Raw genomic sequence first — 25,581 nt, 5'->3', positions numbered from 1 at the left:
TTCCGGCTCGCTTTGCAGTACAAAAATGAATATTCAGAGTAAACCACTCTGATATCACTCGCGAGCCTGTTGTCGCTCAGCTTAGCCCCCGCTGATTCAGCAGCACCTTATTCAACTCGCTGTTTTTACGCACGTTAAGCTTGCGCATCGCCGAACGCTTATGGGCGCTGATGGTTTTCTGGCTGCGCTGCAGCAGGCCGGCGATGCTGCAGGCGGACATGCCGCTGCTCATCAAACCCAGCACCTTTTTTTCGCAGTGGCTGAGCGCGGCGATGCGGCAGGCCTGGCATTTCCACAGGCCGGCGGCGTGCAGCGCCACCCACGGATGCTGGATGAACTTTTCCAGCGCCATCTGCAGCTTGAGACGGATGGCATAGGCCGAATCGCGCCGATGGATGCTGAACAGCGGCGGCAGGTTTTTCACCTGTTGCTGGGTCGTGTCGTCGAGGATCAGCAGGGTCAGCTGCCGCTGGCGCGGGATGCCGTAGGCGCTCTGGTAGCAGCAGGCGCAACCCCAGCGCTCTTCCGGCGTGCGAAACACGATTTCGATGTTATCCAACGCCTGCAGCGCCAGCGGCGAGAACTGCGGGTACAGACGCTGGCATTCGTTCAGGGAGTGCAGATAGTCCTGCAGCAGCAGACGCAGCCCCTGCTGGTAGAAGTTATCGCTGTCGAACAGCGTGAAGCGAATATCTGGCATGGGTGGCTCCTTAAAAGGGCCGTGGCACCGCGCCGGAGCGAACGGTGACGGCCCATTGCCGGCGTTCGCGCGCCGGTCGTTTTCCTGATTTCCCTGGGGTGGTGCGGGCTTATTGGTACGCCAGCACAAAATTGGCGACGGACGTGAATTCGCCTTCGGTAATGCTTTGGTTCTGGATCGCGCTCGGCTGCCCCTGCACATAGGCGGTGAAGTTCAGGCTGTTGGGGCCGTTTTGCAGCGCGACGGCACTGGTGGCCTTATTCAGGTCGATGTCCGCTCCCTGATGATCGAACAGGGCGATGGCGGCGCCGTTCGCGCCGTTGTTGATCGCCAGCTTGCCCGGCAGCTCTCCGTCTTCGGTGCCGCTGAAGGTCACGCTGACGGATTTGAACACCGTGGTCTTGCAGTCGGTCAGCTTGATGCTGAACGGCACCGGCGTGGTGTGGCCGTAGCGGTACAGGGTTTTGACGATCACCGTGCCCATCTCCACCAGTTGATCGGCGGACTGCGGTTCGATATTGCACGGGCGGCTCACCACTGTGCCGTGGAACTGCACCGGCGCGCCGATAAGCTCGGTGTTCGCCGCCGCCGGTATGGCAACCCACCAGGGCGCGCAGCTCAGCAGCGCTAAAGCGCGTAGACGCATTTTCCGTTCCTCCCTCGGTTACTGGAATGCCGCCACGATGGTGGCCGATGCGTTGAATTCCCCTTCGCCGATCTCTGCGCCGCCGTTGGCGAACGGCGCCGCCACCAGGTTCCAGGAGCCGCCGTTGCCGATGTTCGGCACCGGGTAAAACTCATTCGGGATAACCAACTGGCCGTTGTGCGTCAGCCGGATGCCGAGATCGTTCTTGTCGGTTTTGAACACCTCGTTGCTGAAGGAAGCCGCCGTGCCCGACACCGCCAGCTTGATGTTCAGCGTGCCGTCCTCGAAGCTGCCGCCCTCGCACTGGAAGCGCACCGGAATGCTCTGCGGATAATTCGAACCGTTGAGATCGCTGCCGCCGATCTCGCCGAACTCGACGTTGATCAGCTGGCCTTCGTTCACCACGCATTTATCCGGTACATAGAGGATCGCGGACTGGATAAACACCTGCGCCATCGGATTGGGGCCGAAACCGCCGTCGGTCGAGCCGAGGCGGCCGTACATCTCGATGATCTGCCGATCGTTAATCTCGACGCCGTTAATGATTTTTTTGCGCACCCGGAAGGTGATCTTGCCTTTGGAACCGCTGCCGTAGTTGTTGACCTGTAAGTACGGCGGCTGGCAACGGTGTTGGCTCAGCAAATTCGATTCGTTGTAAAAAGGCACGGTGACGTAGGCGTTCTTGTTGCCGGCGATCCACACCTCGGCTTTTAAATCCAAAAAGTCATTCAGTTTTAAATAGCCGTTGCCGTAGTCGGAGGGGGGCAACGCCGAATCCGACTTGTAAAAGTGTGGGCTGGTGGGAATAGGGGTATCGCAATACACCTTGCCGGTATAGGTGCCGCCCAGATCATAGGGAAACAGTTTGGTGAACCCCACCTGGTTGGTGATGTTGCTTTCATTCAGATCGATATAGAACTGTTTGGGGCCGCCGTCCGGCGTGACGTAGCCGTTGGCCCAGGCGGCGGGGGCCGCCAGCGCGATCGCCAGCGGCAGGCAGAATTTGGTCAGTTGAGTTTTCATCGCGTTCTCGAACCTCACAGGTAAATCACCTGAATGTGCGCCACGGCGGCGAACCCGGCGGCCATCACCGCCCGCTGGGTGGATTCCACGCTGGCGCTGAACCACAGGGTGTTGCTGCCGGGCTGCAGAATGTAAGGGCGGCTGCGCTGATTCAGCTCCAGCACCTGGCCCTGCTGGTCTTGCAGCCGCAGGCCGATGCCCTGTACGCCGCCGTTCAGCTTCAGCAACGACGGGTTGTCGACGTCGCTTTCGCCAAGAAATACCAGCGTGGCGGCCTGCTCACCCTGCAGGTAGAGGCGGCCGGCGTCGCCGTTGCGTGGGCCGGCCGGGTTATCCGCCAGCGCGCGCGCGCCCAGCAGGCAGTTGCGGAACGAGAGGCGAAAACGTACCGGCGTGCTGCGATCGCCGGCGTTGCGGAAGTCGCGTGCGCTGACGTCGCCCAGATCGACGGACTGATCCCGGCTGTCCGGCGTCAGGCTGCAGGGGGAGCTGAGCAGGCCGCCGTGAAAGCTGACGGTGCCGGTGGTGCCTTCGATCACGCCCAGCGGCGTTGCCGCCATCGCGCTGCCGCCGCACAGCAGTGCGCCGAGCAGCAGCGGGCGCAGTCGATCGGTGAATTCAGCCATGCTGGACCTCCTTATTTTTTCTCGGGCACGGCGGTGCAAACGCCGCCATTGCAGACGAAGCGCAGCTCCGGATGGCCGCCGTAGTCGTTGATGTAGGTGATGACGAAGCTGTTCATGCTGGTATCGTGCAGCTTGAGGCTTTCGCTGGATTTCGGCTTCAGCATCAGCGGCTGAAAACCGCCGATCGCGCCGCCGCCCTGTTTTTGCGTCTGCCGCGTCATGCCGGTCAGGGTGATGTAAAACGGCGTCGGGTTATCGACGGAGATAGCGCCGCCGCTTTTACGGAACACCAGCTTTTCCTGCCACACCTGGCCCTTGGGCGCGACGATGGCCTTCGGCCGGTAGAACAGCTTGATCTGCGTTTGCAGCGCCAGCTGCATCACGTTGGTTTTGGTGCTTTTCGGCGGAATTTCGCGCAGGTTGAAGTAGAACACCGACTCGCGATCCTGCGGCAGGCGATCCGCCTCCGGCGTCTTGGTGATGCGTACCACGCTGCGCTCGCTTGGCTCCACGCGCTGCAACGGCGGCAGCACCACCAGCGGCGAGGTGATTTTCTGGTGCTGCTCGTTCTCCAGCCAGGACTGCGCCAGGAAGGGCAGCTCTTTGTTTTCATTGACGATATTCAGGCTGATCGATTTGGCGTCGCTCACATAGACGGCGCGCGTGCGATCCAGCGATATCGCCGCGTCGGCGGTAGGCAGTACGGCGCTCAGGGCCAGGCCGGCGGCGGTCAGTAGCGTTATCGGGTGTGTGTTCATGTCATTATTTCTCAGCGTTACGGATTACAGGGTGGCGCACGGCAGCAACAGCTGGTCCAGCGGCTTGGCGGCGCCCGGGATCACGATGCGGCAGCGGCGTTGGCCTTCCCAGGCGACGTCCAGTTTTTCCTCCGGCTGCACGCCGGTCAGGTAGACCGAGCCGCCGTCGTTGACCACTGCGACCTCGCGGCCTTTCTCGCTCAGCACCGCGGCGCCGAACGGCGGTTCGCTGCCGTCCGCGAGGCGAATGGTGGCCAGCAGCTTGCTGCCTTTCACCACCTCGAAGTGGCGGTAGCCGATGGCGCCTTCGGTCAGCGTGCCTTGCACCACTGCGCGGGTGGCCTCGACGTCGTCCGCCAGCTTGTTGACGTCGATGCGGGTGTCGGTGTTGTAGTAGCTGGTGATGTCGGAAATCACCGCCAGCCCGAAACGGTTGCTGTAGGCGCGGCCGTTGTTGATCGGCACGCCGGCGATGCCGTCGGTGTCGAGCATCATGCGGCTGCCGCCGTTGCTCGAGTTCTGGTGCGCCGCGATGCCGTGCCGGGTCGCAGTGAGGCCGCCGCGGAACGAGCCGCCGATCGACGAGTAGCTGTCCTGCTGGTAAGAGGCGCTGGCGTTCAGTGAGCCAAACGAGGCGTTGTGGGTGTAGTACCCGCGCGCCAGCGATTTGCCGGACTGATTAAAGCCGCCGCTGACCTGCCAGGTATTGTCCGGATCGCTGTAGTCGTTGTACGACGCGGTCTGCGTGACATCGCCGTTGTTGGTTTGCAGCGCATAACCGACGCGCCGACGGTCGCCGATCGGCACGGTGAAGTTGAGCATCACGCTGTCGTCGGTGCGGCCCTGGTAATAGGTGCGGTAAGCCGACAGCGAGGCGGTGATGTTGCTGATATCGCCGACGCTGAACAGCTTGCTGGCCGACAGCCCGTAACGGTCCTGGGTTCGCGCATCCCAATAGGTCTGGTGCGAGTAGGTCAGGTAGGCGGTGATCGCCTTGGCGCTGTCTTCCGCCATAAAGGTTTTGCTGGCGGTGATGGTGTACAGCTCTTTCTGGCGGCCGTTGTAATTCTTGTCGTAATCGCCGTAACGCTCCTGCAAATACTGCGACATGTTCATGAACTTGCGCTGCGAGAAGCGGTAGCCGGCGAAGGTGATCTGGCTGTTCAGCTCGTCGAAGCGTTTGGCGTAGTTGAGCTTGAACGACATACCGCTGGCGGTCGGCTCGCCGGGCAGACGGGCGATCGACTGGGTGACGTCCAGCGACATGGCGCCGAACACGTTCAGATCGCGGCCGAGGCCGAGCGCCCAGGCGTTATAGTCGCCGCCGAGCAGCGCCCCGCCATACAACGACCAGGCGTTGCTCAGCCCCCAGGAGAAGTCGCTGGCGGAAAACAGCGGGCCCTGGGTGCGGTGGTCGTAGGCCGAGGTTTTGCCGAGCGCCACGTTGTAGCGCACGTAGCCCGGGCGGGTCAGGTACGGAATGGTGGCGGTATCCACCTGGAAGGTCGAGACGGTGCCGTCCTGCTCTTCCACCTTGACGTCCAGCTTGCCGCGCACCGAGCTGTTGAGATCCTGAATGGCGAACGGCCCGGCGGGCACGGTGGTTTCGTACAGCGTGCGGCCTTCCTGCGAGACGGTGATCTTGGCGTTGCTCTTGGCGATGCCGCGCACTTCCGGCGCGTAGCCCTGCAGGTTCGGCGGCAGCATGCGCTCGTCGCTGGCCAGATTGAGGCCGGTGAAGCGATAGGCGTCGAACACCCTGGAGTCGAGATAAATCTCACCCAGCGTCAGCTTGGCGGCCTGCATCGGCAGCGCGCGGTAGGCGTAGATCTGGTTCCAGTCGAAGCCGGTGCTGCGATCGCCGGCCTGCTGATTGTAATTGGCCTGGTAGTCCGCGCGCAGGCGCCAGGGGCCCAGGTTGGCGCCCAGCGTGCCGTAGCTGCTCAGGTTCTGGGCGGTGTTGTTGTTGTGATTCTGCTTGCCTAACTGGCCGCTCAGGTTGTAGTCCAGTAGCAGACCGGGAATGCCGTCGTCCCACTGTTCGGGCGGCGTCCAGTCGGGATCGGAGTATTTCATCCACGCCTGCGGGATGGTGATCGCCAGCACGCCGCCGCCGATGCGATCGGAGAGGGTCGCGCCTTTGATGCCGCGAATGTCGGCGCACTGGTTGTCGTGCCACAGGGTGATTTTTTTGGCCGCCTCTTCTTTCAGCGCCATTTTTTCCACCAGGTCAGGCGGCAGGCACACCTGGCTGCCGCTCTTGTTATCCGGTGACGGGAAATACTGAATGCTGCGCTGAGGCAGCGTTTTCTGGTTGATCTTGATGTCCAGCAAATAAGCGCCGGGCATGACGTAGTCGGCGTCGGAGAAGCGCGAAAGGTCCACTTTGCTGCGCTCACCGATGTCCAGGACGTCGGTATTGAATTCCGTGGCGGAAAATGCCGGACGTACCCAGAGGAAAGATAGAATGACGAGGAGAGGTAGGTGTTTCCGTGTCAGTAATGACGTCATAGCATAATCACTCATGGCAAGTCCGCGCCCAATAGCAGGTCATCCGTACGACCTGAATACGTAATGCTGTGCAGCGCCCGCCGGCGCTAGAGATAAGACAGGGTGAATTTGGCCAGAGAGCTGAAGCCGCCTGCCCGCGCCTTGTCAGGATGCAGGCGCAACTGCGCGCCAAAGCGCAGCGTGTTGTCGCCGGCGACGATCTGGTAATCCGCCGTCGTGCTGCCGAGCGGGATTGGGGTGCCGGCATCGGTCAACAGCTCGATAGCCACGCCCTGCGCCTCGCCGTAAACGCCGAGCAGGGAAGGATCCCCGCTGTCGGCGGTGCCGTCGAACGTGACGTTGGCCGCGCGATAGATGAAGTCAGGTTTCACCTGACTGGCCAGCTCGCAGTTCACCAGTTTGATCGTGAAATGGCGGCGGCTGCCGATCAGCACCGATTGCCCGTCCTGCGAGGCGTCGGTCATGGAAATCAGACCGAAATCGACGGTTTGATCCAGGCTGTCGCTGGCGATGCCGCACGGCGTTTCAACGATGGTGCCGCCCAGGCTGACTTTGCCGTGGCCCTGATTTTTCGCTGCCGCCGCCGCGCTGCCGACGCTGAGCGCGATGAGCAACAGGCCGCAAAGGCGGATAGTCATGCTGGCGTCTCCCTGTCTTTCCCTGTTCCCTTGCCGGTATCCGCGGCATGCAATAAAGCGGGGGATGCCCTGAGACATCCCCTGTGGGGTATTACAGGTAAGCCAGGGTGAAGTTCGCCACGCTGGTGAAGTCGCCTGGTACCACGGCGCTTGAGGCGCTGCTGCCCTGCAGGTAAGCGGCGAATTTCAGCGAGTTGTCGCCGTCGTTCAGGCCCTGGCCGTCGGTCGCGGTGCCCAGTTCCACTTCTTTGGAGTGCAGGTTGTCGTAGATCACGATGCCGGCGCCGGTTGCCGTGCCGCTCAGGGCCAGCAGTTTGTTGTTGACCGGATCAGGCGTGCCGGTAAAGGTCACTTTGACGTTTTTCATGGTGGAGATGGAGCAATCTTTCAGTTCGATGTTGAAAGGCTGCATGCTGGATTTACCCTGGTTGGCCAGGATGCGGCTGCTGATCTGGCCCATCGGCACGGTTTGGTCAACGGATTCCGGCGCGACGCTGCATGGCGCATCGATAATTTCGCCGGTAAAGGTGACTTTACCGCTGCCCTGATTAGATGCGGCATGAGCAACAGAGGCGGAAGCGAAAGCAATCACGGTTGCCAGCATTAATTTATTCAGTTTCATTTCTCAGGTTCCTGTAGAGAGTTTTTAAATAAAAGAACAGCACATCTAAATCCCCCGCGGCGGCGGCAACGCCATGTCGCCGTCCGTGCGGTTGGAGCCAGATCCTTTTGCTCTGGGCAATACGCCGACATCCGTTATTTATGAGAAATAACGAGATTTGGAAAATCGACAATGGATTTTCTGGTAAATAAAATACGAGTTTTACGTGTGGCGTGTTGCTGGGAATATTCTTGCAAATAATAGTATTGCTTGGAAATAGATTTTATTAAATTAAGTCAAATTCAGAATATAAAACCAAAAGGAAAAAGAAACATATTTGCTTTAAAATCAATAGATCGTATACAAATATTATCCAGTATAAATCACTATATAAATAACGATATGCGAGATATTAGATCGGGGAAAATAGGGTGATACCTACAATTCACAATATTGTTTTGCTAATATCGCCCTTAGGCAGCAGATGATGCATTTCCCTTTAGAAACAAAATATAAAACATAATTCATTGTTTTTATTGTTGTTTCATGGTTTTTTGTTCACGAGAGATTGGGTTTCTTATTCGCGTTTAGTTCGCGTTTAAGCCTAATTGATTAACAATTAAATAACAATTACACCGGTAGTGAATTATCCTATCGCATTGCGGTATAGGGATTTTTCACCTTCTAACCCATTTTGATTAATCAAATTAAGGCATGTGCTGCTGCCGTTCGCCACATAATGATGACCTAAGTGACAATTAAAGGATTATAAACGGAATGATAACGATGATTAATGCTTGCAGCGGGCGCCGCTGGATGGGTTTGGCTATATTTCTGCTGTCTTTTATGGCGCTTTCTGGCTGTGCGGGCGGGAGCAAGACAAAACTGAATTCCGTGAAAAAAATCTCACAGAATAATCCTAATGATAAATCTGATGAGCAACGCATCGCACTTTGTCAGCAACGGGTTAATTCATTAAAGAATATTAATCCGCAAAGTTACCAAAAACGCATCGCCTATTTTAACGGCCTTCTTTCCAACGCCTCCGGATATGCCGGGGTACGCGGCAACGTGGATGAGAGTACCCGTAAAGCGATAGATGCTCTTTATCAATATAAAACCGAGAAATTCTGCGCCGACGTCGAGCATGAGCTGATGTCCGATCTGTCCAGCCGGGTTGAGAATCTGTAGCCATGAAGCGATGCGCGCAGGGATGGGCGATGGTTCTTTTGCTGTTAGCGGCGAGCGGGGCCGCTTGCGCCGCCGATGACGGCATTCCCGCGCTGTTGAAGTTTGCCGAACAACGGCAGGCACCACCGGCCGCGCCCAGGGAAGAAACCGTGCGTAAATCGGCGCCCGCACCGGTCACCAAACCGGCCACCAAACCGGCCGCCATCGTCGGGGCAGACAGCGTTCGTTTAACGTCGCTGAAGCAGTCTTTGCAACAACAGGCGGAGAAAATCCGTCAGTTGGAGCGGCAGTTGGCGGCGGCGAAACGGGAGCGGGTCGTCGTCGATATTCGGCCGCTGGCCGATGCCCTGAAGGGATTGCGGCAAGCCGTTGCGCCGGTGCCAGAGGTGGGCGCATTGGCCGCTTCGCTCACGCGGGCCGAACAGCGCAGCGCAAGTTTGGCGGCGCAACTGGCACAGCAGCAGCAGCGGGTAGAGACCTTGCTGGCCGAACGGCAGCAGGCGGCCAAGCCACCCGCGCTGGCCAGTGAGGCGGACAAGCTGGCATATGCCGCCGGCGTGTCGCTCGGGCGCGACATTCTGCATCTGCAGCAGGAGAACCGACGTGCGGGGCTGGAGGCGGAGAGTCCGCTGTTGTTGGCGGGCATCGCCGATACCCTGGCCGGGCGGTTGCGGCTGGATGAGGCCGCCATCGACAGCGCGCTGCGCACGGCGCATCAGCGCTTGCAGCAGGCGCAGCAGACGCAGGCTCCGCCTCTGGACGGTAAAGACTATCTGGCCGCTTTTACCCGCCAGGAGGGCGTCAAGCAGGATGCGCTCGGTTTCTACTACCGGGTGGACTATGCCGGCAGCGGGGCGATCGGCGCCGACGATCGGGTAGATATCGTGGTGCGCGAAAGCCTGACCGACGGGCGGGTGGTCAAAGACATGGAGCTGGCGGGGACGGTGATCTCGCAGCCGTTGACGCGCTATCCGCCGCTGTTTCGCGCCGCTATCGAGAAGCTGCAGCGCCACGGCTCGATCACGCTGGTGGTGCCGCCGGCGCTGGCGTACGGCAAACAGGGCAGCCCGCCGGCGATCCCCCCGAATGCCACCATGATTTACACCCTGCGCATCGCTGACGTGCAGCCGTGAGCGGGGTGCTCAGCAGTAACCACTCAGGAGGAATGCTATGGCCAAGGCGCCGAAAACGTTTGAAAGCAGAAAATCGCTGATGCTGAATGTGTTGCAAGGGTTGTGCAGGGAGCGTGTGGAAGGATCCGGGGGCCATCATCCCCCGCCGGAACAGTGGCCGAAGACGCGCGAGCTGGCGGATAAATGCGGCGAAAATATTTATACCACCCGCACCCTGCTGCTGGCGCTGGAAAAGGAGGGCAAGGTTCACTGCACCCACCGCAGCATCAACAATTCTCTCCGTTGGTACAGCTGCGACGAACAGGCAGCGATAAAAAAAGAGTGATTCGACCTTGGTGGTCGCTTTTGACTATTCCCACAGCTAATCATTAATTAAATTTATCATTTGACGGGGCGTTTCGCTCCGTCAATCCTCCCTCTTCGTTCACTGCCATCCGCACAGCCATTGCTAAGATGTTTTTTGCGGCCATATACTTATCGCTCAGACGGGAACAGGTGTAGGGAGCCGGCATCGTAATGAAGGAAAAGAAAGACATACTGAGATTGGATGATATTCATTATCAAATAGACAGCCAGGTGATCCTGGATTCCGTCTCTTTCACGCTGGGTGAAGGTGAGTTCAAACTGATCACCGGGCCTTCCGGCTGCGGGAAAAGCACCCTGCTGAAAATCATCTCTTCCTTAATGGATCCGACCAGCGGAAAGCTCTATTTCGACGGCCAGGCGATCGACGAGATGTCGCCGGAGGCGTATCGCAAGCAGGTCTCTTACTGCTTCCAGACGCCGTCACTGTTCGGCAATACGGTTTACGACAATCTGGCGCTGCCCTACCAGATCCGTCAACAGCCGCCGGCCGAGCGAAAAATGAAGGCCGATCTGGCGCGTTTCGGCCTGCCGGAGGCGATGCTGACCAAAAGCATCAATGAACTGTCCGGCGGGGAGAAGCAGCGCGTGTCCCTGATCCGCAACCTGCAGTTTATGCCGCGGGTGCTGTTGCTCGATGAGATCACCAGCGCGTTGGACGAGGAAAATAAGCGCAACGTCAACGAAATAGTGCATCAACTGGTGGCGGAACACCGGCTGGCGGTGCTGTGGGTGACGCACGATACCGAAGAGATAGCGCATGCGGACGAGGTGATCACCCTGCGCGCGCATGGCGCCGAGCAACAGGAGCAACAGGAGCAACAGCATGAATCAGCATAACATCACCAACGAATCCTTGGGCTTGTCGATGGTGCTGGTGGTGGTCGCCATCCTGATCAGCCACCGGGAAAAACTGGCGCTGGAAAAGGACATTATCTGGAGCATCTGCCGCGCGGTGGTGCAGCTGATCATCGTCGGCTACGTGCTGAAGTATATTTTCGACCTGGATAACGCCGTTCTCACCGTGTTGATGGTGCTGTTCATCTGCTTTAACGCGGCCTACAACGCCAAGAAACGCAGCAAGTACATCGAACACGCGTTCGTGACGTCGTTTATCGCCATTACCACCGGCGCGGTGCTGACGCTGGCGGTGCTGGTATTGACCGGCTCCATCGAATTTACGCCGATGCAGGTGATCCCCATCTCCGGGATGATCGCCGGTAACGCCATGGTGGCGGTGGGGCTGTGCTACACCAACCTCGGCCAGCGTTTCAAAGGCGAGCAGCAGAAGATTCAGGAGATGCTCAGCCTGGGGGCTACGCCCAAGTTCGCGTCGGCGGCGCTGATCCGCGACAGCATCCGTGCTTCGCTGATCCCGACCGTGGACTCGGCGAAAACCGTTGGGCTGGTCAGCTTGCCGGGCATGATGTCCGGGCTGATCTTTGCCGGTATCGATCCGGTGAAAGCGATCAAATACCAGATTATGGTGACCTTCATGCTGCTTTCTACTGCCAGCCTGTCAACCATCATCGCCTGCTATTTGGCCTACCGTAAGTTTTACAACGAGCGCCACCAGCTGGTGGTCGGCAACCTGAAGTAACGCCATGAAAAACGGCCTCCGCGGAGGCCGTTTTTTTACCCTTGCAGCAGGGCGATGCTCTGGCGGATTTCCCGTTCGATATCCGCCTCGCTCCAGCTGTCCAGTTGTGAAGAGAATGGCTCGAAGGCATAGACGCCGGTGTAGCCCAGGCGTTCGAGGTTCTGTACCTGGCGGCGGCTCTCTAGCCGATCGCCCTCGCTCAGCATAATGCGCTCTTCGTCGCTCAACGTGCCTTTATCCCGCCCGTCCTCCACGCCGGACAGATGCACCAGGCCGATCTGCGCCACCTGGATCTGCGCGTCGAAGTCGGCTTGCGTCACGCCGCTCAGATAGTGGTGGAACGTATCGAGCACGATACGGTACGGCGCGCCCGAGTCGCGGATGAGCGCCTGGGTCAGCAGCGACGATCGCAACGAGCTGATGCCGAAGCCCAACGGTTCGACGTATCCCTGTACGCCATAGCGCGCAAACAGCGGTGCCAGCAGCCGCAACGCGGCGAGGGTGTCGTCGCGTTTTTGCTGCTCGCTGCGCGTGTCGTCGGCGCTGCAGTGCGGGCACAGCACCAGCGCCCGGCTGTGGATGGCCTGCGCCTGCGCCAGCAACGCTTCGGCGCGCTGCTGCAGCGCCGCCGGGTCATCCATCAGATTGAACATGCCGAGGGCGTTGATCGTGACGATTTCCATGCCGTATTGCGCGGCGAGCGCGTTGAGCTGCGCGTCGCTCAGATCGTCGGTCACCTTGCCGCTGGGCATGTCGTTGCGCAGCTCAACTTTGCTGAGCCCGCAGCGTTTCACCAGGCGGAAAAAATGGTCCAGATTGAGATTCGGCGCGATCTTGCGGTTAATGCAGAAGCGGTCCAGCGCAATGTTCATGGGCATGACTCCAGCGGTCAGGGTTGAGAGATCAGGATTTGCCGTTTTCCAGCGGCAGCGGCTTGCCGTCGGGCAGGGATTGGCGGTGGCGTTTGGCCATCACCACCTGCTCCATTTTTTCCAGTGAGACGCCTTTGGTTTCCGGAATATAGCGGCCGATAAACCAGTAGCTGAACAGACAGCAGGCGGCGAAGATCCACATCGGGAAGGCGCCGTGGAAATGCGAGAACAGGTAAGGGTGGTCGTTGATCATCGGGAACGACTGCGACACCGCGAAGTTGGCGACCCACATGCAGCCGACGGCGATGCTCATCCCCTGCGCGCGCATGCGGTTCGGGAAGATTTCCGACACCAGCACCCAGGCGCCGACGCCCCAGGACAGCGCATAGAACACCATGAAGAACAGCATGCCGAACAGCGCGAAATAGCCGGTGGCCTGCGTGTAGAGCGCGTACGAGGTGAGCAGCAGGCCGGCGATGGCGCCCAGCGTGCCGTAACGCATCAGCGGAATGCGGCCCATGCGATCCATCAGCATGGCGCCGATGACCGAACCGACCAGCTGCAGCACGCCGATCCAGATGGTCTGGAACAGCGCTTCCTGCGCGTTTTCGGTGACGGTTTTCAGCACCACCGGCGCGTAGTACATCATCACGTTGACGCCGGTGACCTGCTGTAACATGGCGATCATGCAGCCGACGAACAGGATAAACCGCACCCGCACATCGCCGTAGTTCAGCTTCCGGTGCTGCTGCTGTTGATCCTGCTGCAGCGAGTCTTTGATTTCTTTCAGCAGATTCTGCGCGTGGGCGGCGTTGGAGACCTTGGTCAACATCGCCAGCGCCTGATCGTCGCGGCCCATCATCACGTTCCAGCGCGGCGATTCAGGAATGACGAACACCAGGATGCAGAACAGAATGCAGGGGATCACGCCCGAGGCGAACATCCAGCGCCAGCCCATTTCCACCAGCCAGGCTTCGCTGGCGAGGCTGGCGATTTTGAAGTTGACGTAGAAAATCACGATCTGGCCAAAGACGATGGCGAATTGCTGCATGCTGAGCGCCCGCCCGCGCATGTCTTTCGGCGACACCTCCGACATGTACATCGGCGACACGGTGGCGGCAATGCCGACCGCCAGCCCGCCGATGATGCGGTAGATGACGAACCAGGTGAAGGTCGGGGCCAATGCGGCGCCGACGGCGGACACGGTGAACAGCAGCGCCGCCAGCATCAGCGCCTTTTTGCGGCCCCAGCGCGCCGCCAGCGGCCCGGCGGCGAAGGCGCCGACCACGCAGCCGATCACCACGTTGGAGACGGCCCAACCGGTTTCGGCCGGGCTGAGATCGAAATAGGTTTTCAACGCTTCGATCGCGCCGGAGATCACGGCGGTATCGTAGCCGAACAGAATGCCGCCCAGGGCGGCGATGCCGCAAATTCGCAATATGTAGCCGGTATTGTGCTTACGCTGATATGACATGTGTTGCTCCGATTTTTATCCTGGCTTCCGTCCGCACGGTCGGGGTGTCGGGAAGAGGGCGAGCGGAAGGGTGTGAACCGTGCCTGTCATCAAGGCGATGTCGTCGATAAATGCTGGAACAAACAAGAACATTTATTTCATAATTAGTGAATAATGGAATATTGATTTTTAGATCCAGTTCAAAAAAAACCGTCACCTCTGCGCCAGGCGCCTTGGGCGTTCGGGGGCGGACGGTAACGACGGCAGAGCAGGCTCAGTGCGGGTTTTCTGTAGCAAAGTCAGTGTGTATTAGCTCTGTTTTCTCCGCCGCTGTTGTGCTTTCCCTGGCACGGCAATGAAAGCGCCAATCCGATCGACACCGCAAAATTGCGACCTCACGCACTAAAAACAAATTTTTCAAAACAATTTATTTGAAACTTTTTTTTCAATGAAATAGAGTTTGCTGCATCCGGTCAGGATTTAGCCGGCTTGCCGACGGAGTTTGGCGAGCGGGACGATTAACGCCGCGCCGCCTGTGAGTGGCCTGGCGACAGCGGACTTGAAAAGAGGGCGTGACATGAAAACCGTGGGTAATTTTATTGACGGGCAGGTGTGCCTGAGCAGCAGCAATCAAACCATCGACGTGCACAACCCAGCCAGCGGGCAGGTTGAGCGGCGCGTCACGCAGAGCACCGCCGCCGAAGTCAAACAGGCCATCGACGTGGCGCATCGGGCGTTCGCCGACTGGTCGCGCACCACGCCGCTGCGCCGTGCGCGCATCATGTTCAATTTCAAGGCGCTGTTGGAACAACACCGCGACGAGCTGGCCGAGCTTATCGTCAGCGAGCACGGCAAAGTGTATTCGGATGCGCTGGGCGAACTGACGCGCGGCATGGAAGTGGTCGAATTCGCCTGCGGTATCCCGCATCTGATCAAGGGAGAGTATTCGCCGGACGTCGGCAGCGGCGTCGACAGCTTCTCGCTGATGCAGCCGCTGGGTGTGGTGGCGGGCATTACCCCGTTCAACTTCCCGGCGATGGTGCCGATGTGGATGTTCCCCATCGCACTGGCCTGCGGCAACACCTTTATCCTCAAGCCGCCGGCGCTGGTGCCTTCGGCCTCGGTGCGCCTGGCGGAGCTGCTGAAAGAAGCCGGCCTGCCGGACGGCGTGTTCAACGTGGTGCACTGCGCCAATGAAGATGCGGCGCAGCTGTGCACCGATCCGCGCATTCAGGCGGTGAGCTTCGTCGGTTCCTCCACCGTGGCGGAACATATCTATACCACTGCCAGCGCGCACGGCAAGCGGGTACAGGCCTTCGGCGCGGCGAAAAACCAGGCGATCGTCATGCCGGACGCCGATCTGGACGCCACGGTCAACGCGTTGATGGGCGGCGCGTTCGGCTCCGCCGGTGAGCGTTGCATGGCGCTGCCGATCGCCGTGGTGGTCGGTGACGATACCGCCGACAAACTGATCGCCAAACTGAAGCCGCTGATCGCGCAGCTGCGCGTCGGGCCGGGCTTGCAGCAGGGTGGCGAAGAGAATGAAATGGGGCCGCTGGTGTCGTCTGCCCACCAGAAAAAGGTGCTGGGCTACATCGATCTGGGCGTGGAAGAAGGCGCAACCCTGGTGGCCGACGGCCGCAATTATCAGGTGCCGGGCTACCCTGAAGGCTACTACGTCGGCGGCACGCTGTTCGACCATGTGAAGCCGAATATGCGCATCTACCGCGAAGAGATCTTCGGGCCAGTGCTGGGCATCGTGCGGGTGCCGGACTATCGCACCGCCATCGACACGGTCAACGGCCATGAGTTTGGCAACGGCAGCGCCATCTTTACCGGCAGCGGCCACTACGCGCGTCAGTTCGTGCAGGAAGTGCAGGCCGGGATGGTCGGCGTCAACGTGCCGGTGCCGGTGCCGATGGCGTTCCACAGCTTCGGCGGCTGGAAGCGCTCGGTGTTCGGCGCGTTGAACGTGCACGGCACCGACGGCGTGCGCTTCTACACGCGCATGAAGACCGCCACCGCACGCTGGCCGGCCGGGCAGCAGACGGTGTCCGAATTCAGCATGCCGACGCTGGGTTAAGCGCTGTCATATTCAGGCCAGGCCGTTGCTCCTTCGGGGCAGCGGCCTTTGCACGGGTCATTAACAGGAGAATCGAGATGTCTTCACTGCTTGCCAAATGTCAGACGCCGAATGCCGAGGGGCGTATTCAGCACGTGACGCCGGAAAATGCCGGTTGGCGCTATGTCGGCTTTGACGTTTACCGCCTGGCCGCCGGGCAGTCGCTGCAGCTGGAATGCGGCGACCAGGAACTGTGCCTGGTGCTGGTTGCCGGTATCGCCTCCGTCGCCACGCTGCGCGCCGAATACCCGCATATCGGTAAACGCATGAGCCCGTTCGAACGTACGCCGCCTTACGCAGTGTATGTGCCGCACCACGATCGCATCGACGTGCGGGCAGAAACCGATCTGGAGCTGGCGGTGTGCAGCGCGCCCGGCAGCGGCCACCTGCCTTCACGGCTGATTACGCCGGCGGATATCGGCGTGGAGCGGCGCGGCAAGGGGCGTAACCAGCGGTTGGTGCATAACATTCTGCCGGACAGTGAGCCGGCCGACAGTCTACTGGTGGTGGAGGTTTACACCGACGAGGGCAATACCAGCTCCTACCCGAGCCACAAGCACGATCAAGAAGACTCACCGCACGAAACCTATCTCGAAGAGACGTACTATCACCGCATACAGCCGGAACAGGGGTTCTGCATGCAGCGCGTCTATACCGACGATCGCACGCTCGATGAGTGCATGCCGGTCTACAATCGTGACGTGGTGAAAGTGCCGCGCGGTTATCACCCGGTGGCGACCCTGGCGGGTTACGACAACTATTACCTCAACGTGATGGCCGGGCCGGTGCGGCAGTGGAAATTCACCTGGGAAAAAGACCACGCCTGGATTAACGGCGACGGCTATCCCGCCGCGCAATAAGCGCCTGAGGCCCGGCTTGCCGGGCTTTTTTGTCAGCCTTACTCGTCCCGGGCGTTATTCAGCGCCAGCGAGACCGCCAGCGTCTGCGCCAGGCACATCGAAGCCACCTGCGAGCGGAACCCGTCCACCTGCGCTTCGCGCACCACGAAACAGACGTCGCTGAAGGCGGCCAGCGGGCTGACCTGGCTGTCGGTGATGGCGATCTGCTGCGCGCCGCGCTTGGCGCCCAATTCCACCAGTTCCACCGCCTCGCGGGCGTATGGCGAATAGCTGATGGCGATCACCACGTCCTTCGGTTTCACCATGCTCAGCTGTTCGGTGAACATCCCGCCCAGGCCGTCGATCAGAAACGCGCGGCGCTCCAGATGGCGCAGCGCATAGGTGAGGTAGGAAGCGACGCTGAACGAGCGGCGCAGGCCGATCACGTAGATGTTTTCAGCGTTGTTGAGCAGCTCGACGGCGCGATCCAGCTGCTCGGGGGCGATCTGCATCGCCAGCTGCTGCAGCGCCTGCGCGTTGACCATGGTGAATACGTTGAGAATCTCCGCCGGCTTCTCTGGCGCGACGTTGTCGTCGGTGGAGGTTTGGCGGAACAGGCGCGCGCGCTCGGTATAGTTCACCGTCTCTTCCATCAGATGCTGACGGAACACCTGCTTCATTTCGTTGAAGCCGCTGAAACCGAAGGCGTTGGCGAAACGGATCAGGGTGGAAGGCGGCACGCTGGCCTGTGCGGCGATGGAGGCAACGGTATCGAAAGCGATGCTGTTACTGTTATCCAAAATATAGCGCGCCACCTGCTTCAAACGCTTGCTCAGCGTTTCATAACGGTGGCGGATCTCGTCCTGTAACAGCGAAAGTTGAGTTGGGTTGTTCATCCATTCGGCTCGCAGTGGGGTGAAGGCGCATTGGCCTGACGCCTGAAATATTGACAGGGTATTTTAACAGACGGAGCGGAAATTTCATTTCCTCAAAAAGCGATTTATTCGATCGCACATTGCGCGACTTCACAGAAAATGGGCAAAAAAATCCCCTTAAAGCGGCGAAATGGCCTTAAGGGGACGTGAACCTGCTCTCGCTGTCAGTGCGTACCGCCCGCCTGTGGACGGTACTGGCGCCAGAAACCGATCAGCGTCAGGTATTTTTGTTTCACCTGCTCGATCAGGGCCGCGTCGTCGATTTCCCCCTGCAGCCAGCGGCGCGAAGGTTGGCCGAAAATAGTGCGGCCGACGGCGAAACCTTTCACCCAGCGCGCATCTGCGGCGGCGGCAAAGCCCGCCTTCAGCACCGCCTCTGGGGAATCGAGCCCCAGGATCAGCACGCCGCGGCAGTCGGGATCGTAGGCGTCGATCAGCGCGCCGACCTGCTGCCAGTTTTCCGCGCTCAGCGGCGGCAGTTTCCACCAGTCCGGCTGAATGCCCAACCGGTAGAAGTGTTCAATCATCTCCAGGTAATAGCGCTCGTCCTTGTCGGCGTTGCCGTCCGGCAGGATCACTTCCAGCAGCAGCTCATGGCCGGATTTGCAGCAGCCGCGGTAGACGTCGGCGATCAGCTCATCCTGTTCGCGGCGCAGTTCTGCCGCGTCGTGTGGATGATAAAACACCAGGCACTTCACCACGTGCTCCTGCGGCCAGTCGATCAATTGCGAACCGATGTTGCCGTGCTCCAGGCGCAGCGGGCGCGAGCTGGGCAGCTCCACCGGCCGGCCAATCCACCATCCCTGACCGGTGATTTCGTTCAGCGCCGCCTGCCCGTAGGTGGTGTCGGCCAGAATGCCGCTGTTGCCGTTGAGGCCGGCCTGCGCGGCAGCCTGTTGCGCCGCCGTTAACAGCAGGGTTTTCAGGCGCGGAATGCGTTCCTCGCTGACGCCGGCTTCGCGCGCCATGTCCGCCAGCTGCTTGCGGTGATCGAAGGCGAATACGCACAATTCCGGCCACTGTTGCTTGCGGGTGGTGACCCGGTGCAGGTGATTCAGGCGTGCGTCGCGGTCCGGGCGCGTGACCTGTTGTTCACGCTGCAGATAGTCATCCAGCTCCCGTTTGGTCGGCATGGCCGGGGCGCAGCCGTGACGCGAGACCACCAATGCGCCGCAGGCGTTGGCGTAGCGGCAGGCCTGATCCCAGCCCTCATCGTTCAGGTAGCCGCGCAGCAGGCCGGACATAAAGGCGTCGCCGGCTCCCAGCACGTTCAGCACCTCCACCCGCACGCCGGCGTGCAGCTTCACCTGCTCCCAGTCGTCGGCGATGTCATCTTCGAACACCGAGCAGCCCTGCGCGCCGCGCTTGCACACCAGCGTGGCCGCCGTGGCCCGGCGCACGTTTTTCAGCGCCGTCAGCGTGTCGGTGCTGCCGCCGGCGATATGAAATTCCTCTTCGGTGCCGACGATCAGATCGAAATGGTGCAGCACCTCTTGCAGCTCGCGCGTGACCTGATCCGATTCCACAAAGCGGGTTTCGCCGTCGCCCAGCGACGTCAACCCCCACAGCACCGGGCGGTAATCGATGTCCAGCGCGGTGCGCAGGCCGTGGCGGCGCGCGTATTCCAGCGCCTTCAGCACCGCGGCGCGGGTGTTCGGGTGCGACAGGTGCGTGCCGGTGATGGCCAGCGCGCGCGCGGAAGCAATGTAGGCCTCGTCGATGTCGTCGGGCGTCAGCGCCATGTCCGCGCAGTTTTCGCGGTAGAAGATCAGCGGGAAGGTTTCCTGATCCTTGATGCCGAGGATCACCAGGCCGGTTAACCGACGTTTGTCGGTGATCAGGCAGCGAGTATCGGCCCCGACGCGCTGCAGCTCTTCGCGCAGAAAGCGGCCCATGTGTTCATCGCCGACGCGCGCCAGCATGCCGGATTTTAACCCCTGAATGGCGGTGCCGTAGGCCACGTTGCCGGAAGATCCGCCGAGGTACTTGGCGAATGTGCCGGCGTCTTCCAGCCGCGCGCCGATCTGCTGAGCATAGAAATCGACGGCGATGCGCCCGAGACAAATGACATCAAGCTGTTTTTCTTGTGTAGCCATACCCGTTTCCTTCTGTTTAAGCAAAACTCCGGCGGCGGCCCGAGCGTGGCGCCCTGCAGGAAGCATGGGGATAGTATGGGGAATGAAAATTTCAATTTCAATATAGAATGAAATTTACACCCCGAAAATGTGATGCGTTTAAAACATCGACAGGAGAACGGGAAAAGCCGATGAAGCGGCCATAAGACGGCGACCGGGCGCGCGCAGAAAAGGGGGTTAGATCAGGATAAAAGGCTGTCAGCCCGTGTGGTAACGGTTGTTATCGGCCGGTGCGCGGCGCGAAGCCAGTAAAGGCTGAATCACGAGATGAAACGGGCTTTTCATGTAATATGCGATCTTTATCGCAAAATGAAATGTTTCTTCTGTAATGTGATTTTATGAAAAATATATTTGTTTATAATCGCTTCACGTTTCAGGTTGTCGACTTCGTGAGCAGCGGGCATCGCCTGCTCAAGATAATAGCTGCCGCCGCGTAATACAAACACGGGATTGTCGGCTCGGCGCGAGCCCTTTCCGGGGCGGCCCTCAATCTAAAGGGTGAGTAAATGGGCAAGATCAGGCTAACCATGGCGCAGGCGCTCGTCAGATTTCTCGATAACCAGTATCTGCTGGCCGACGGGGTGGAAACCAAATTCGTCGCGGGCATTTTCGCGATTTTCGGCCACGGCAACGTGCTGGGGCTGGGGCAAGCGCTGGAACAGGATAGCGGCGATCTGCGGGTGCATCAGGGCCGCAACGAGCAGGGGATGGCCCATGCGGCGATCGGCTTCGCCAAACAAAAACTGCGCCGGCAGATCTACGCCTGCACTTCATCGGTCGGCCCCGGCGCCGCCAATATGATCACCGCCGCGGCCACCGCCACCGCCAACCGCATTCCTTTATTGCTGCTGCCGGGCGACGTTTACGCTTCCCGCCAGCCGGACCCGGTGCTGCAGCAAATCGAACAGTCTTACGATCTCAGCATCAGCACCAACGACGCGTTCCGCGCGGTGAGCAAATACTGGGACCGCATCGTGCGACCGGAACAGCTGATGAGCGCCTGCATCAATGCGATGCGCGTGTTGACCGATCCGGCGGAAACCGGCGCGGTGACGCTGTGTCTGCCGCAGGACGTGCAGGGGGAAGCCTACGACTACCCCGACTATTTCTTCCAAAAACGCGTGCACCGGCTCGATCGCCGCCCGGCGACCGATGGCATGTTGGCGGACGCGTTGGCGCTGCTGACGGCCAAACGCAAACCGCTGCTGGTGTGCGGCGGCGGCGTGAAATACTCGCAGGCCGGGCGGGCGCTGCGCGAATTCGCCGAGCGCTTCGGCATTCCGTTCGCCGAGACCCAGGCCGGCAAAGGCGCGGTGCCGAGTGACCATGAATTCAACCTCGGCGGCATCGGCGAAACCGGCTGCCTGGCGGCCAACACGCTGGCCCGTCAGGCCGATCTGGTGATTGGCGTCGGCACCCGTTACACCGATTTCACCACCTCGTCTAAATGGCTGTTTCAACACCCGGACGTCAGCTTCCTCAATATCAACGTCAGCGCCTTCGACGCCGGCAAGCTCGACGGCGTGCAGGTGCTGGCGGACGCCCGCGAGGCCCTGAGCGAACTGGGCGCGCTGCTGACGCAAACCGAGTACCGCGCCGGCTGGGGCGACGCCATCGCCGCGGCGCGCGCTGCCCAGCATGAAGAGACCGAGCGGGTTTACGCGGTGGAATACAGCGGCGCAGGCTTTGTGCCGGAAATAGACGATCACCTCGATCGCGAGCGGGTGTTCGCCGAATTTATCGCTCAGACCGACTCGGCGATGACGCAAAGCCGGGTGCTGGGGGTGCTGAACCGCGAGCTCCCGCCGGACAGCGTGATCGTGGCCGCCGCTGGCAGCCTGCCGGGCGATCTGCAGCGGGTGTGGCACAACCGCGGCGAGCACGGTTATCACGTGGAATACGGCTACTCCTGCATGGGGTACGAGGTGAACGCCGCATTGGGGGTCAAGCTGGCCGAGCCGCAGCGTGAGGTGTACGCGATGGTGGGCGATGGCGCCTTCATGATGCTGCATTCCGAACTGGTCACCTCGATTCAGGAAGGTTGCAAGATCAACGTGGTGCTGTTCGACAACATGACCAACGGCTGCATCAACAACCTGCAGATGGAACACGGCATGGACAGCTACACCACCGAATTCCGCTTCCGCAATCCAGAGGGCGGCAAGCTCGACGGCAAACTGGTGCCGGTCGATTTCGCCATGCTGGCGGCGGCTTACGGCTGTAAAACCTATCGCGTCACCACCGAGCAGCAGCTGCTCGATGCGCTGGCCGACGCCCGCAGGCAGACCGTGTCCACGCTGCTGGACATCAAGGTGCTGCCGAAGACCATGGTGCACAAGTATCTCAGCTGGTGGCGCGTGGGCGGCGCTCAGGTGGCCGACAGCGAGAAAATCGTCGCAGTGGCGCGCAAGCTGCAGGAAAACATCGATAAGGCGCGCGATTACTGATTCGTTTTCGAACACAACACACTTTCCAGAGGGTAGCGAAAATGACATTGAACATTGGGGTTATCGGCACCGGCGCCATCGGCCGCGATCATATCCGTCGCTGCAGCAAAGTTTTGCAGGGCGCCCGCGTCGTGGCGGTGAACGACATCAATCGCGACAACGCCGCCAAGGTGGTGAGCGATCTGCAGCTGGATGCGCGGGTGTATGACAACGGCCACGATCTTATCAAGGCCGCCGACGTGCAGGCGGTGCTGGTCACCTCCTGGGGGCCAAGCCACGAAGAATTCGTGCTTGCGGCCATCGCCGCCGGCAAACCGGTGTTCTGCGAGAAGCCGCTGGCGGTGACCGCGCAGGGCTGCAAGAACATCGTTGATGCCGAAGCGAAGCACGGCAAGCGGCTGGTGCAGGTCGGCTTTATGCGCCCCTATGACCAGGGCTATCGCGCGCTGAAACAGGTGCTGACCAGCGGCCAGATCGGCGAACCGCTGATGTTGCACTGCGCGCACCGCAACCCGACGGTTGGCGAGGCTTACACCACCGATATGGCGATCACCGACACCCTGATCCACGAAATCGACGTGTTGCGCTGGCTGCTCGACGACGACTACGTGTCGGTGCAGGTGGTGTTCCCACGCAAGAGCCCGAAGGCGTTCCCGCATCTGAAAGATCCGCAGATTGTGTTGTTCGAAACCGCCAAAGGCACGCGCATCGACGTCGAAATTTTCGTCAACTGCCAGTACGGCTACGACATTCAGTGTGAAGTGGTGGGGGAAACCGGCATTGCCAAACTGCCGGAGCCGTCCTCGGTGCAGATGCGCAGCGGCGCCCGCCTGTCGACCGAAATCCTGACCGACTGGAAGGATCGCTTTATCGACGCCTATGACGTCGAGCTGCAGGGGTTCATCAACGACGTGGCCGCGGGCCAGTTGACCGGGCCTTCCGCCTGGGACGGCTACGCCGCCGCCGTGACCGCCGACGCCTGTGTGGCGGCCCAGCTCAGCGGTGAGATCGTACCGGTGACCCTGCCGGCGCGCCCGGCGTTTTACAACAAGCCATCGGCTTGAACCCCGTACCCATGATTGCAGAGGAGTGACCATGAAGATCGCTTTTGATGTCGACGTTATCCGGGATTTGGGCGTGACCAAAATGGTGCAGCAGGTGGCGGACTGGGGCTATAAATACATCGAGCAGTCGCCGCACCCGCAGATCAACCCGTTTTACAAGCATCCGAAGGCCAGCCGCGAAATCATGGCGGAGTATAAAAACGCCCTGAAAGCGACCGGCGTGGAGATCTCCTCATTTATCGTGGTGTATCGCTGGTCCGGGCCGGGCGAAGATCGCCGCCAGGCGGCAGTCAAAAACTGGCGACGGATGATCGAGATCGCAGTAGAAATGGGCGTGCAGGTGATCAACACCGAACTGGCCGGCAACCCCAACGAGCCGGAGATCTGCGAGGAGCTGTGGTATCGCTCGATGGAGGAGCTGCTGCCGATCATCGAGCGTGAAGGTATCCGTATGGAGATCCAGTCGCACCCGTGGGACTTCTGCGAGCTGAGTAACGAAACCGCCGATCTGGTGAAATCGCTGCGCAGCGACCACGTCAAATACCTCTACAGCGTGCCGCACACCTTCTACTACGACAAGGGGCAAGGCGATGTGGCCGGCATGTTGCAGTACGCCGGGGACGATCTTTCCCACGTGCTGATTGCCGACACCATGAATCACACCAAGCATTGCCGTTATATCGTCAATCCGCCGGGCGTTGACGCCGCGGTGCATCAGCACGTCGGCATCGGCGAAGGTGAGGTGAATTTCGACGCCCTGTTCCAGACGCTGCGCGACATGGAATTTGCCAACCGCAGCTTCAAGGCCGGCGGCGAATCGATCATCTGCACCTCGCTGTTCGGCTATCCGGAAAAGATGCCGAGCCAGGCGGTGGCCACCAGAGAGCGCATCGAAAGAGAGCTGTTGGGCAAATAATCTTATTTGGCTCGCCGGCGTCATTTGCACCGGCGGCCCTCCAAGGACCGAGGCAGACCATGAATAAAGACAACGTGAAATTGGCCATCGCGCCAATCGGCTGGACCAACGACGACATGCCCGATCTGGGCAAGGAAAACACCTTCCAGCAGTGCGTCAGCGAAATGGCGCTGGCCGGTTTCACCGGCAGCGAAGTGGGCAGCAAATACCCGCGCGATCCGGCGGTGCTGAAACCGATGCTGGATATTCGCGGCATTCAGATCTGCAACGCCTGGTTCAGCACCTTTTTCGCCGACGGCCAAAAAGACAAAACCATCGATGAATTTATCAACCACATGAATTTCCTGCATGCCATGGGCGCCAGGGTGATTGGCTGCTCCGAGCAGAGCAAGAGCATTCAGGGCACCACCAAAGGCGTGTTCGAAGAGAAGCCGTATTTCAGCGATGAAGAGTGGCAGCGCGTGGCCGACGGTTACAACGAGCTGGCGAAGATCGCCGCCGGCAAAGGCATGCAGGTGTGTCTGCACCACCACATGGGTACCGGCATTCAGACTACCGCCGAAATCGATCGCTACATGAGCATGGTCAACGACGACGTTTACCTGTTGTTCGATACCGGGCACGCCTACTATTCGGAAGGCAGCCAGCAGGCGATGATGGCGATCCTGGAGAAGTATCTGCCGCGCATCAACCACGTCCATCTGAAGGACGTGCGCGATGAGGTGGTGGCGGAAGTGAAGGCCAACAAGCTGAGCTTCCTCGACGGCGTGAAGAAGGGCACCTTCACCGTGCCGGGTGATGGCGTGATCGACTTCAGGCCGGTGTTCAAGCTGCTGGACGAGCGCGGTTACAAGGGATGGATGGTGGTGGAGGCCGAGCAGGATCCGGCGCTGGCCAACCCGTTCGAGTATGCGGTGAAAGCGCGCCGCTATATTCGGGAAACCGCCGGTATTTAAGCGGTAAGGGTGAATAAAGATCGAGGGGCGCTGCCAGCGCCCCTTTTTTGAT

Annotated in this window: 23 protein-coding genes; 11 read left to right on the top strand and 12 right to left on the bottom strand. The window is 60.1% G+C overall.

All coding sequences use genetic code 11. From position 1 onward, the window contains the following. Positions 1 to 76 precede the first annotated feature (76 nt). From ACJ8J5_RS22850 to ACJ8J5_RS22815, 8 genes are all read right to left on the bottom strand, one after another. On the bottom strand, positions 77 to 700 hold the full coding sequence (locus tag ACJ8J5_RS22850; protein WP_043139025.1) for a helix-turn-helix transcriptional regulator: 624 nt from the start codon (positions 698 to 700) through the stop codon (positions 77 to 79). Positions 701 to 809: 109 nt separating this feature from the next. Then, complete coding sequence (locus ACJ8J5_RS22845) at positions 810 to 1,346, bottom strand: fimbrial protein (protein ID WP_025304591.1); 537 nt, start codon at positions 1,344 to 1,346, stop codon at positions 810 to 812. 18 nt (positions 1,347 to 1,364) lie between these two features. Beyond that, on the bottom strand, positions 1,365 to 2,369 hold the full coding sequence (locus ACJ8J5_RS22840; protein ID WP_049205605.1) for a fimbrial protein: 1,005 nt from the start codon (positions 2,367 to 2,369) through the stop codon (positions 1,365 to 1,367). 14 nt (positions 2,370 to 2,383) lie between these two features. After that, positions 2,384 to 2,995: a fimbrial protein gene (locus ACJ8J5_RS22835; RefSeq protein ID WP_060435173.1), complete on the bottom strand. Its 612-nt coding sequence runs from the start codon at positions 2,993 to 2,995 to the stop codon at positions 2,384 to 2,386. An 11-nt stretch (positions 2,996 to 3,006) separates the two neighbouring features. Beyond that, positions 3,007 to 3,753: a fimbrial biogenesis chaperone gene (locus tag ACJ8J5_RS22830; RefSeq protein ID WP_261127990.1), complete on the bottom strand. Its 747-nt coding sequence runs from the start codon at positions 3,751 to 3,753 to the stop codon at positions 3,007 to 3,009. Between the two features lie 24 nt (positions 3,754 to 3,777). Next, complete coding sequence (locus tag ACJ8J5_RS22825; RefSeq protein WP_173889081.1) at positions 3,778 to 6,279, bottom strand: fimbria/pilus outer membrane usher protein; 2,502 nt, start codon at positions 6,277 to 6,279, stop codon at positions 3,778 to 3,780. Positions 6,280 to 6,350: 71 nt separating this feature from the next. Further along, positions 6,351 to 6,902, bottom strand: a complete 552-nt coding sequence (locus tag ACJ8J5_RS22820) for a fimbrial protein (RefSeq protein ID WP_025304586.1) — start codon at positions 6,900 to 6,902, stop codon at positions 6,351 to 6,353. A gap of 91 nt (positions 6,903 to 6,993) precedes the next feature. Then, positions 6,994 to 7,524 carry a fimbrial protein gene (locus ACJ8J5_RS22815; RefSeq protein WP_015379342.1) on the bottom strand — a complete coding sequence of 177 codons (531 nt, stop codon included), beginning with the start codon at positions 7,522 to 7,524 and terminating at the stop codon, positions 6,994 to 6,996. A 795-nt stretch (positions 7,525 to 8,319) separates the two neighbouring features. Here ACJ8J5_RS22815 and ACJ8J5_RS22810 point away from each other — a divergent pair. The 5 genes from ACJ8J5_RS22810 (at position 8,320) to fetB (ending at position 11,790) form a co-directional block, all read left to right on the top strand. Next, positions 8,320 to 8,694 carry a hypothetical protein gene (locus tag ACJ8J5_RS22810; protein ID WP_373275267.1) on the top strand — a complete coding sequence of 125 codons (375 nt, stop codon included), beginning with the start codon at positions 8,320 to 8,322 and terminating at the stop codon, positions 8,692 to 8,694. Positions 8,695 to 8,723: 29 nt separating this feature from the next. Continuing rightward, the gene (locus ACJ8J5_RS22805) at positions 8,724 to 9,827 is read left to right on the top strand and encodes an FKBP-type peptidyl-prolyl cis-trans isomerase N-terminal domain-containing protein (protein ID WP_414105016.1); all 1,104 of its coding nucleotides are present in this window, start codon (positions 8,724 to 8,726) and stop codon (positions 9,825 to 9,827) included. Between the two features lie 37 nt (positions 9,828 to 9,864). Next, positions 9,865 to 10,152 (top strand): FaeA/PapI family transcriptional regulator, encoded by a 288-nt coding sequence (locus ACJ8J5_RS22800; RefSeq protein ID WP_004930885.1) that lies wholly within the window; start codon positions 9,865 to 9,867, stop codon positions 10,150 to 10,152. A gap of 191 nt (positions 10,153 to 10,343) precedes the next feature. Further along, on the top strand, positions 10,344 to 11,030 hold the full coding sequence (fetA, locus tag ACJ8J5_RS22795) for an iron efflux ABC transporter ATP-binding subunit FetA (protein ID WP_060435162.1): 687 nt from the start codon (positions 10,344 to 10,346) through the stop codon (positions 11,028 to 11,030). Further along, entirely contained in the window at positions 11,017 to 11,790 is a 774-nt protein-coding gene (gene fetB, locus ACJ8J5_RS22790) for an iron efflux ABC transporter permease subunit FetB (RefSeq protein ID WP_025304582.1), read from the top strand. The genes fetA and fetB overlap by 14 nt, the downstream gene beginning before the upstream one ends. Before the next feature lie 35 nt (positions 11,791 to 11,825). Here the strand turns inward: fetB and ACJ8J5_RS22785 are convergent, their stop codons facing one another. After that, a complete protein-coding gene (locus tag ACJ8J5_RS22785; RefSeq protein ID WP_261427272.1) occupies positions 11,826 to 12,662 on the bottom strand; it encodes a TIM barrel protein in 837 nt (278 codons plus the stop codon). Positions 12,663 to 12,693: 31 nt separating this feature from the next. Then, positions 12,694 to 14,136, bottom strand: a complete 1,443-nt coding sequence (locus ACJ8J5_RS22780) for a sugar porter family MFS transporter (RefSeq protein WP_197769818.1) — start codon at positions 14,134 to 14,136, stop codon at positions 12,694 to 12,696. A gap of 556 nt (positions 14,137 to 14,692) precedes the next feature. Here ACJ8J5_RS22780 and ACJ8J5_RS22775 point away from each other — a divergent pair. Further along, positions 14,693 to 16,198 (top strand): CoA-acylating methylmalonate-semialdehyde dehydrogenase, encoded by a 1,506-nt coding sequence (locus tag ACJ8J5_RS22775; protein ID WP_025304579.1) that lies wholly within the window; start codon positions 14,693 to 14,695, stop codon positions 16,196 to 16,198. A 77-nt stretch (positions 16,199 to 16,275) separates the two neighbouring features. Next, complete coding sequence (gene iolB / locus ACJ8J5_RS22770; protein ID WP_025304578.1) at positions 16,276 to 17,097, top strand: 5-deoxy-glucuronate isomerase; 822 nt, start codon at positions 16,276 to 16,278, stop codon at positions 17,095 to 17,097. Between the two features lie 38 nt (positions 17,098 to 17,135). Here iolB and ACJ8J5_RS22765 read toward each other — a convergent pair whose 3' ends face one another. Together ACJ8J5_RS22765 and ACJ8J5_RS22760 are read right to left on the bottom strand one after the other, a co-directional pair. Beyond that, entirely contained in the window at positions 17,136 to 17,972 is an 837-nt protein-coding gene (locus ACJ8J5_RS22765) for a MurR/RpiR family transcriptional regulator (RefSeq protein ID WP_004930856.1), read from the bottom strand. A 203-nt stretch (positions 17,973 to 18,175) separates the two neighbouring features. Continuing rightward, positions 18,176 to 20,107 (bottom strand): bifunctional 5-dehydro-2-deoxygluconokinase/5-dehydro-2-deoxyphosphogluconate aldolase, encoded by a 1,932-nt coding sequence (locus ACJ8J5_RS22760; RefSeq protein WP_025304577.1) that lies wholly within the window; start codon positions 20,105 to 20,107, stop codon positions 18,176 to 18,178. Between the two features lie 545 nt (positions 20,108 to 20,652). On the opposite strand from ACJ8J5_RS22760, the gene iolD reads away from it, so the two are divergent. The 4 genes from iolD to iolE are packed head-to-tail and all read left to right on the top strand — an operon-like array spanning position 20,653 to position 25,529. Then, the gene (iolD, locus tag ACJ8J5_RS22755) at positions 20,653 to 22,593 is read left to right on the top strand and encodes a 3D-(3,5/4)-trihydroxycyclohexane-1,2-dione acylhydrolase (decyclizing) (protein ID WP_025304576.1); all 1,941 of its coding nucleotides are present in this window, start codon (positions 20,653 to 20,655) and stop codon (positions 22,591 to 22,593) included. 41 nt (positions 22,594 to 22,634) lie between these two features. Continuing rightward, positions 22,635 to 23,657 (top strand): Gfo/Idh/MocA family protein, encoded by a 1,023-nt coding sequence (locus ACJ8J5_RS22750; RefSeq protein WP_025304575.1) that lies wholly within the window; start codon positions 22,635 to 22,637, stop codon positions 23,655 to 23,657. Between the two features lie 31 nt (positions 23,658 to 23,688). After that, on the top strand, positions 23,689 to 24,573 hold the full coding sequence (locus ACJ8J5_RS22745; protein ID WP_049205585.1) for a sugar phosphate isomerase/epimerase family protein: 885 nt from the start codon (positions 23,689 to 23,691) through the stop codon (positions 24,571 to 24,573). 59 nt (positions 24,574 to 24,632) lie between these two features. Then, on the top strand, positions 24,633 to 25,529 hold the full coding sequence (iolE, locus tag ACJ8J5_RS22740) for a myo-inosose-2 dehydratase (protein WP_019455194.1): 897 nt from the start codon (positions 24,633 to 24,635) through the stop codon (positions 25,527 to 25,529). The last annotated feature ends 52 nt before the right edge of the window (positions 25,530 to 25,581 follow it).

It is taken from the genome of Serratia sp. CY43202, from assembly GCF_052168755.1.
Taxonomy (GTDB): domain Bacteria; phylum Pseudomonadota; class Gammaproteobacteria; order Enterobacterales; family Enterobacteriaceae; genus Serratia; species Serratia bockelmannii.
This window is presented reverse-complemented; position numbering and strand designations above follow the sequence as displayed.

Bases quoted from the DNA above. Each gene is read 5' to 3' on its own strand.
- ACJ8J5_RS22845 (WP_025304591.1), bottom strand. From the start codon at position 1,346: ATGCGTCTACGCGCTTTAGCGCTGCTGAGCTGCGCGCCCTGGTGGGTT.
- ACJ8J5_RS22745 (WP_049205585.1), top strand. From the start codon at position 23,689: ATGAAGATCGCTTTTGATGTCGACGTTATCCGGGATTTGGGCGTGACC.
- ACJ8J5_RS22780 (WP_197769818.1), bottom strand. From the start codon at position 14,136: ATGTCATATCAGCGTAAGCACAATACCGGCTACATATTGCGAATTTGC.
- ACJ8J5_RS22805 (WP_414105016.1), top strand. From the start codon at position 8,724: ATGGTTCTTTTGCTGTTAGCGGCGAGCGGGGCCGCTTGCGCCGCCGAT.
- ACJ8J5_RS22785 (WP_261427272.1), bottom strand. From the start codon at position 12,662: ATGAACATTGCGCTGGACCGCTTCTGCATTAACCGCAAGATCGCGCCG.
- ACJ8J5_RS22765 (WP_004930856.1), bottom strand. From the start codon at position 17,972: ATGAACAACCCAACTCAACTTTCGCTGTTACAGGACGAGATCCGCCAC.
- ACJ8J5_RS22810 (WP_373275267.1), top strand. From the start codon at position 8,320: ATGGGTTTGGCTATATTTCTGCTGTCTTTTATGGCGCTTTCTGGCTGT.
- ACJ8J5_RS22815 (WP_015379342.1), bottom strand. From the start codon at position 7,524: ATGAAACTGAATAAATTAATGCTGGCAACCGTGATTGCTTTCGCTTCC.
- ACJ8J5_RS22850 (WP_043139025.1), bottom strand. From the start codon at position 700: ATGCCAGATATTCGCTTCACGCTGTTCGACAGCGATAACTTCTACCAG.
- iolB (WP_025304578.1), top strand. From the start codon at position 16,276: ATGTCTTCACTGCTTGCCAAATGTCAGACGCCGAATGCCGAGGGGCGT.
- ACJ8J5_RS22825 (WP_173889081.1), bottom strand. From the start codon at position 6,279: ATGAGTGATTATGCTATGACGTCATTACTGACACGGAAACACCTACCT.
- ACJ8J5_RS22775 (WP_025304579.1), top strand. From the start codon at position 14,693: ATGAAAACCGTGGGTAATTTTATTGACGGGCAGGTGTGCCTGAGCAGC.
- ACJ8J5_RS22835 (WP_060435173.1), bottom strand. From the start codon at position 2,995: ATGGCTGAATTCACCGATCGACTGCGCCCGCTGCTGCTCGGCGCACTG.
- iolD (WP_025304576.1), top strand. From the start codon at position 20,653: ATGGGCAAGATCAGGCTAACCATGGCGCAGGCGCTCGTCAGATTTCTC.
- ACJ8J5_RS22760 (WP_025304577.1), bottom strand. From the start codon at position 20,107: ATGGCTACACAAGAAAAACAGCTTGATGTCATTTGTCTCGGGCGCATC.
- iolE (WP_019455194.1), top strand. From the start codon at position 24,633: ATGAATAAAGACAACGTGAAATTGGCCATCGCGCCAATCGGCTGGACC.
- ACJ8J5_RS22800 (WP_004930885.1), top strand. From the start codon at position 9,865: ATGGCCAAGGCGCCGAAAACGTTTGAAAGCAGAAAATCGCTGATGCTG.
- ACJ8J5_RS22750 (WP_025304575.1), top strand. From the start codon at position 22,635: ATGACATTGAACATTGGGGTTATCGGCACCGGCGCCATCGGCCGCGAT.
- ACJ8J5_RS22840 (WP_049205605.1), bottom strand. From the start codon at position 2,369: ATGAAAACTCAACTGACCAAATTCTGCCTGCCGCTGGCGATCGCGCTG.
- ACJ8J5_RS22830 (WP_261127990.1), bottom strand. From the start codon at position 3,753: ATGAACACACACCCGATAACGCTACTGACCGCCGCCGGCCTGGCCCTG.
- fetB (WP_025304582.1), top strand. From the start codon at position 11,017: ATGAATCAGCATAACATCACCAACGAATCCTTGGGCTTGTCGATGGTG.
- ACJ8J5_RS22820 (WP_025304586.1), bottom strand. From the start codon at position 6,902: ATGACTATCCGCCTTTGCGGCCTGTTGCTCATCGCGCTCAGCGTCGGC.
- fetA (WP_060435162.1), top strand. From the start codon at position 10,344: ATGAAGGAAAAGAAAGACATACTGAGATTGGATGATATTCATTATCAA.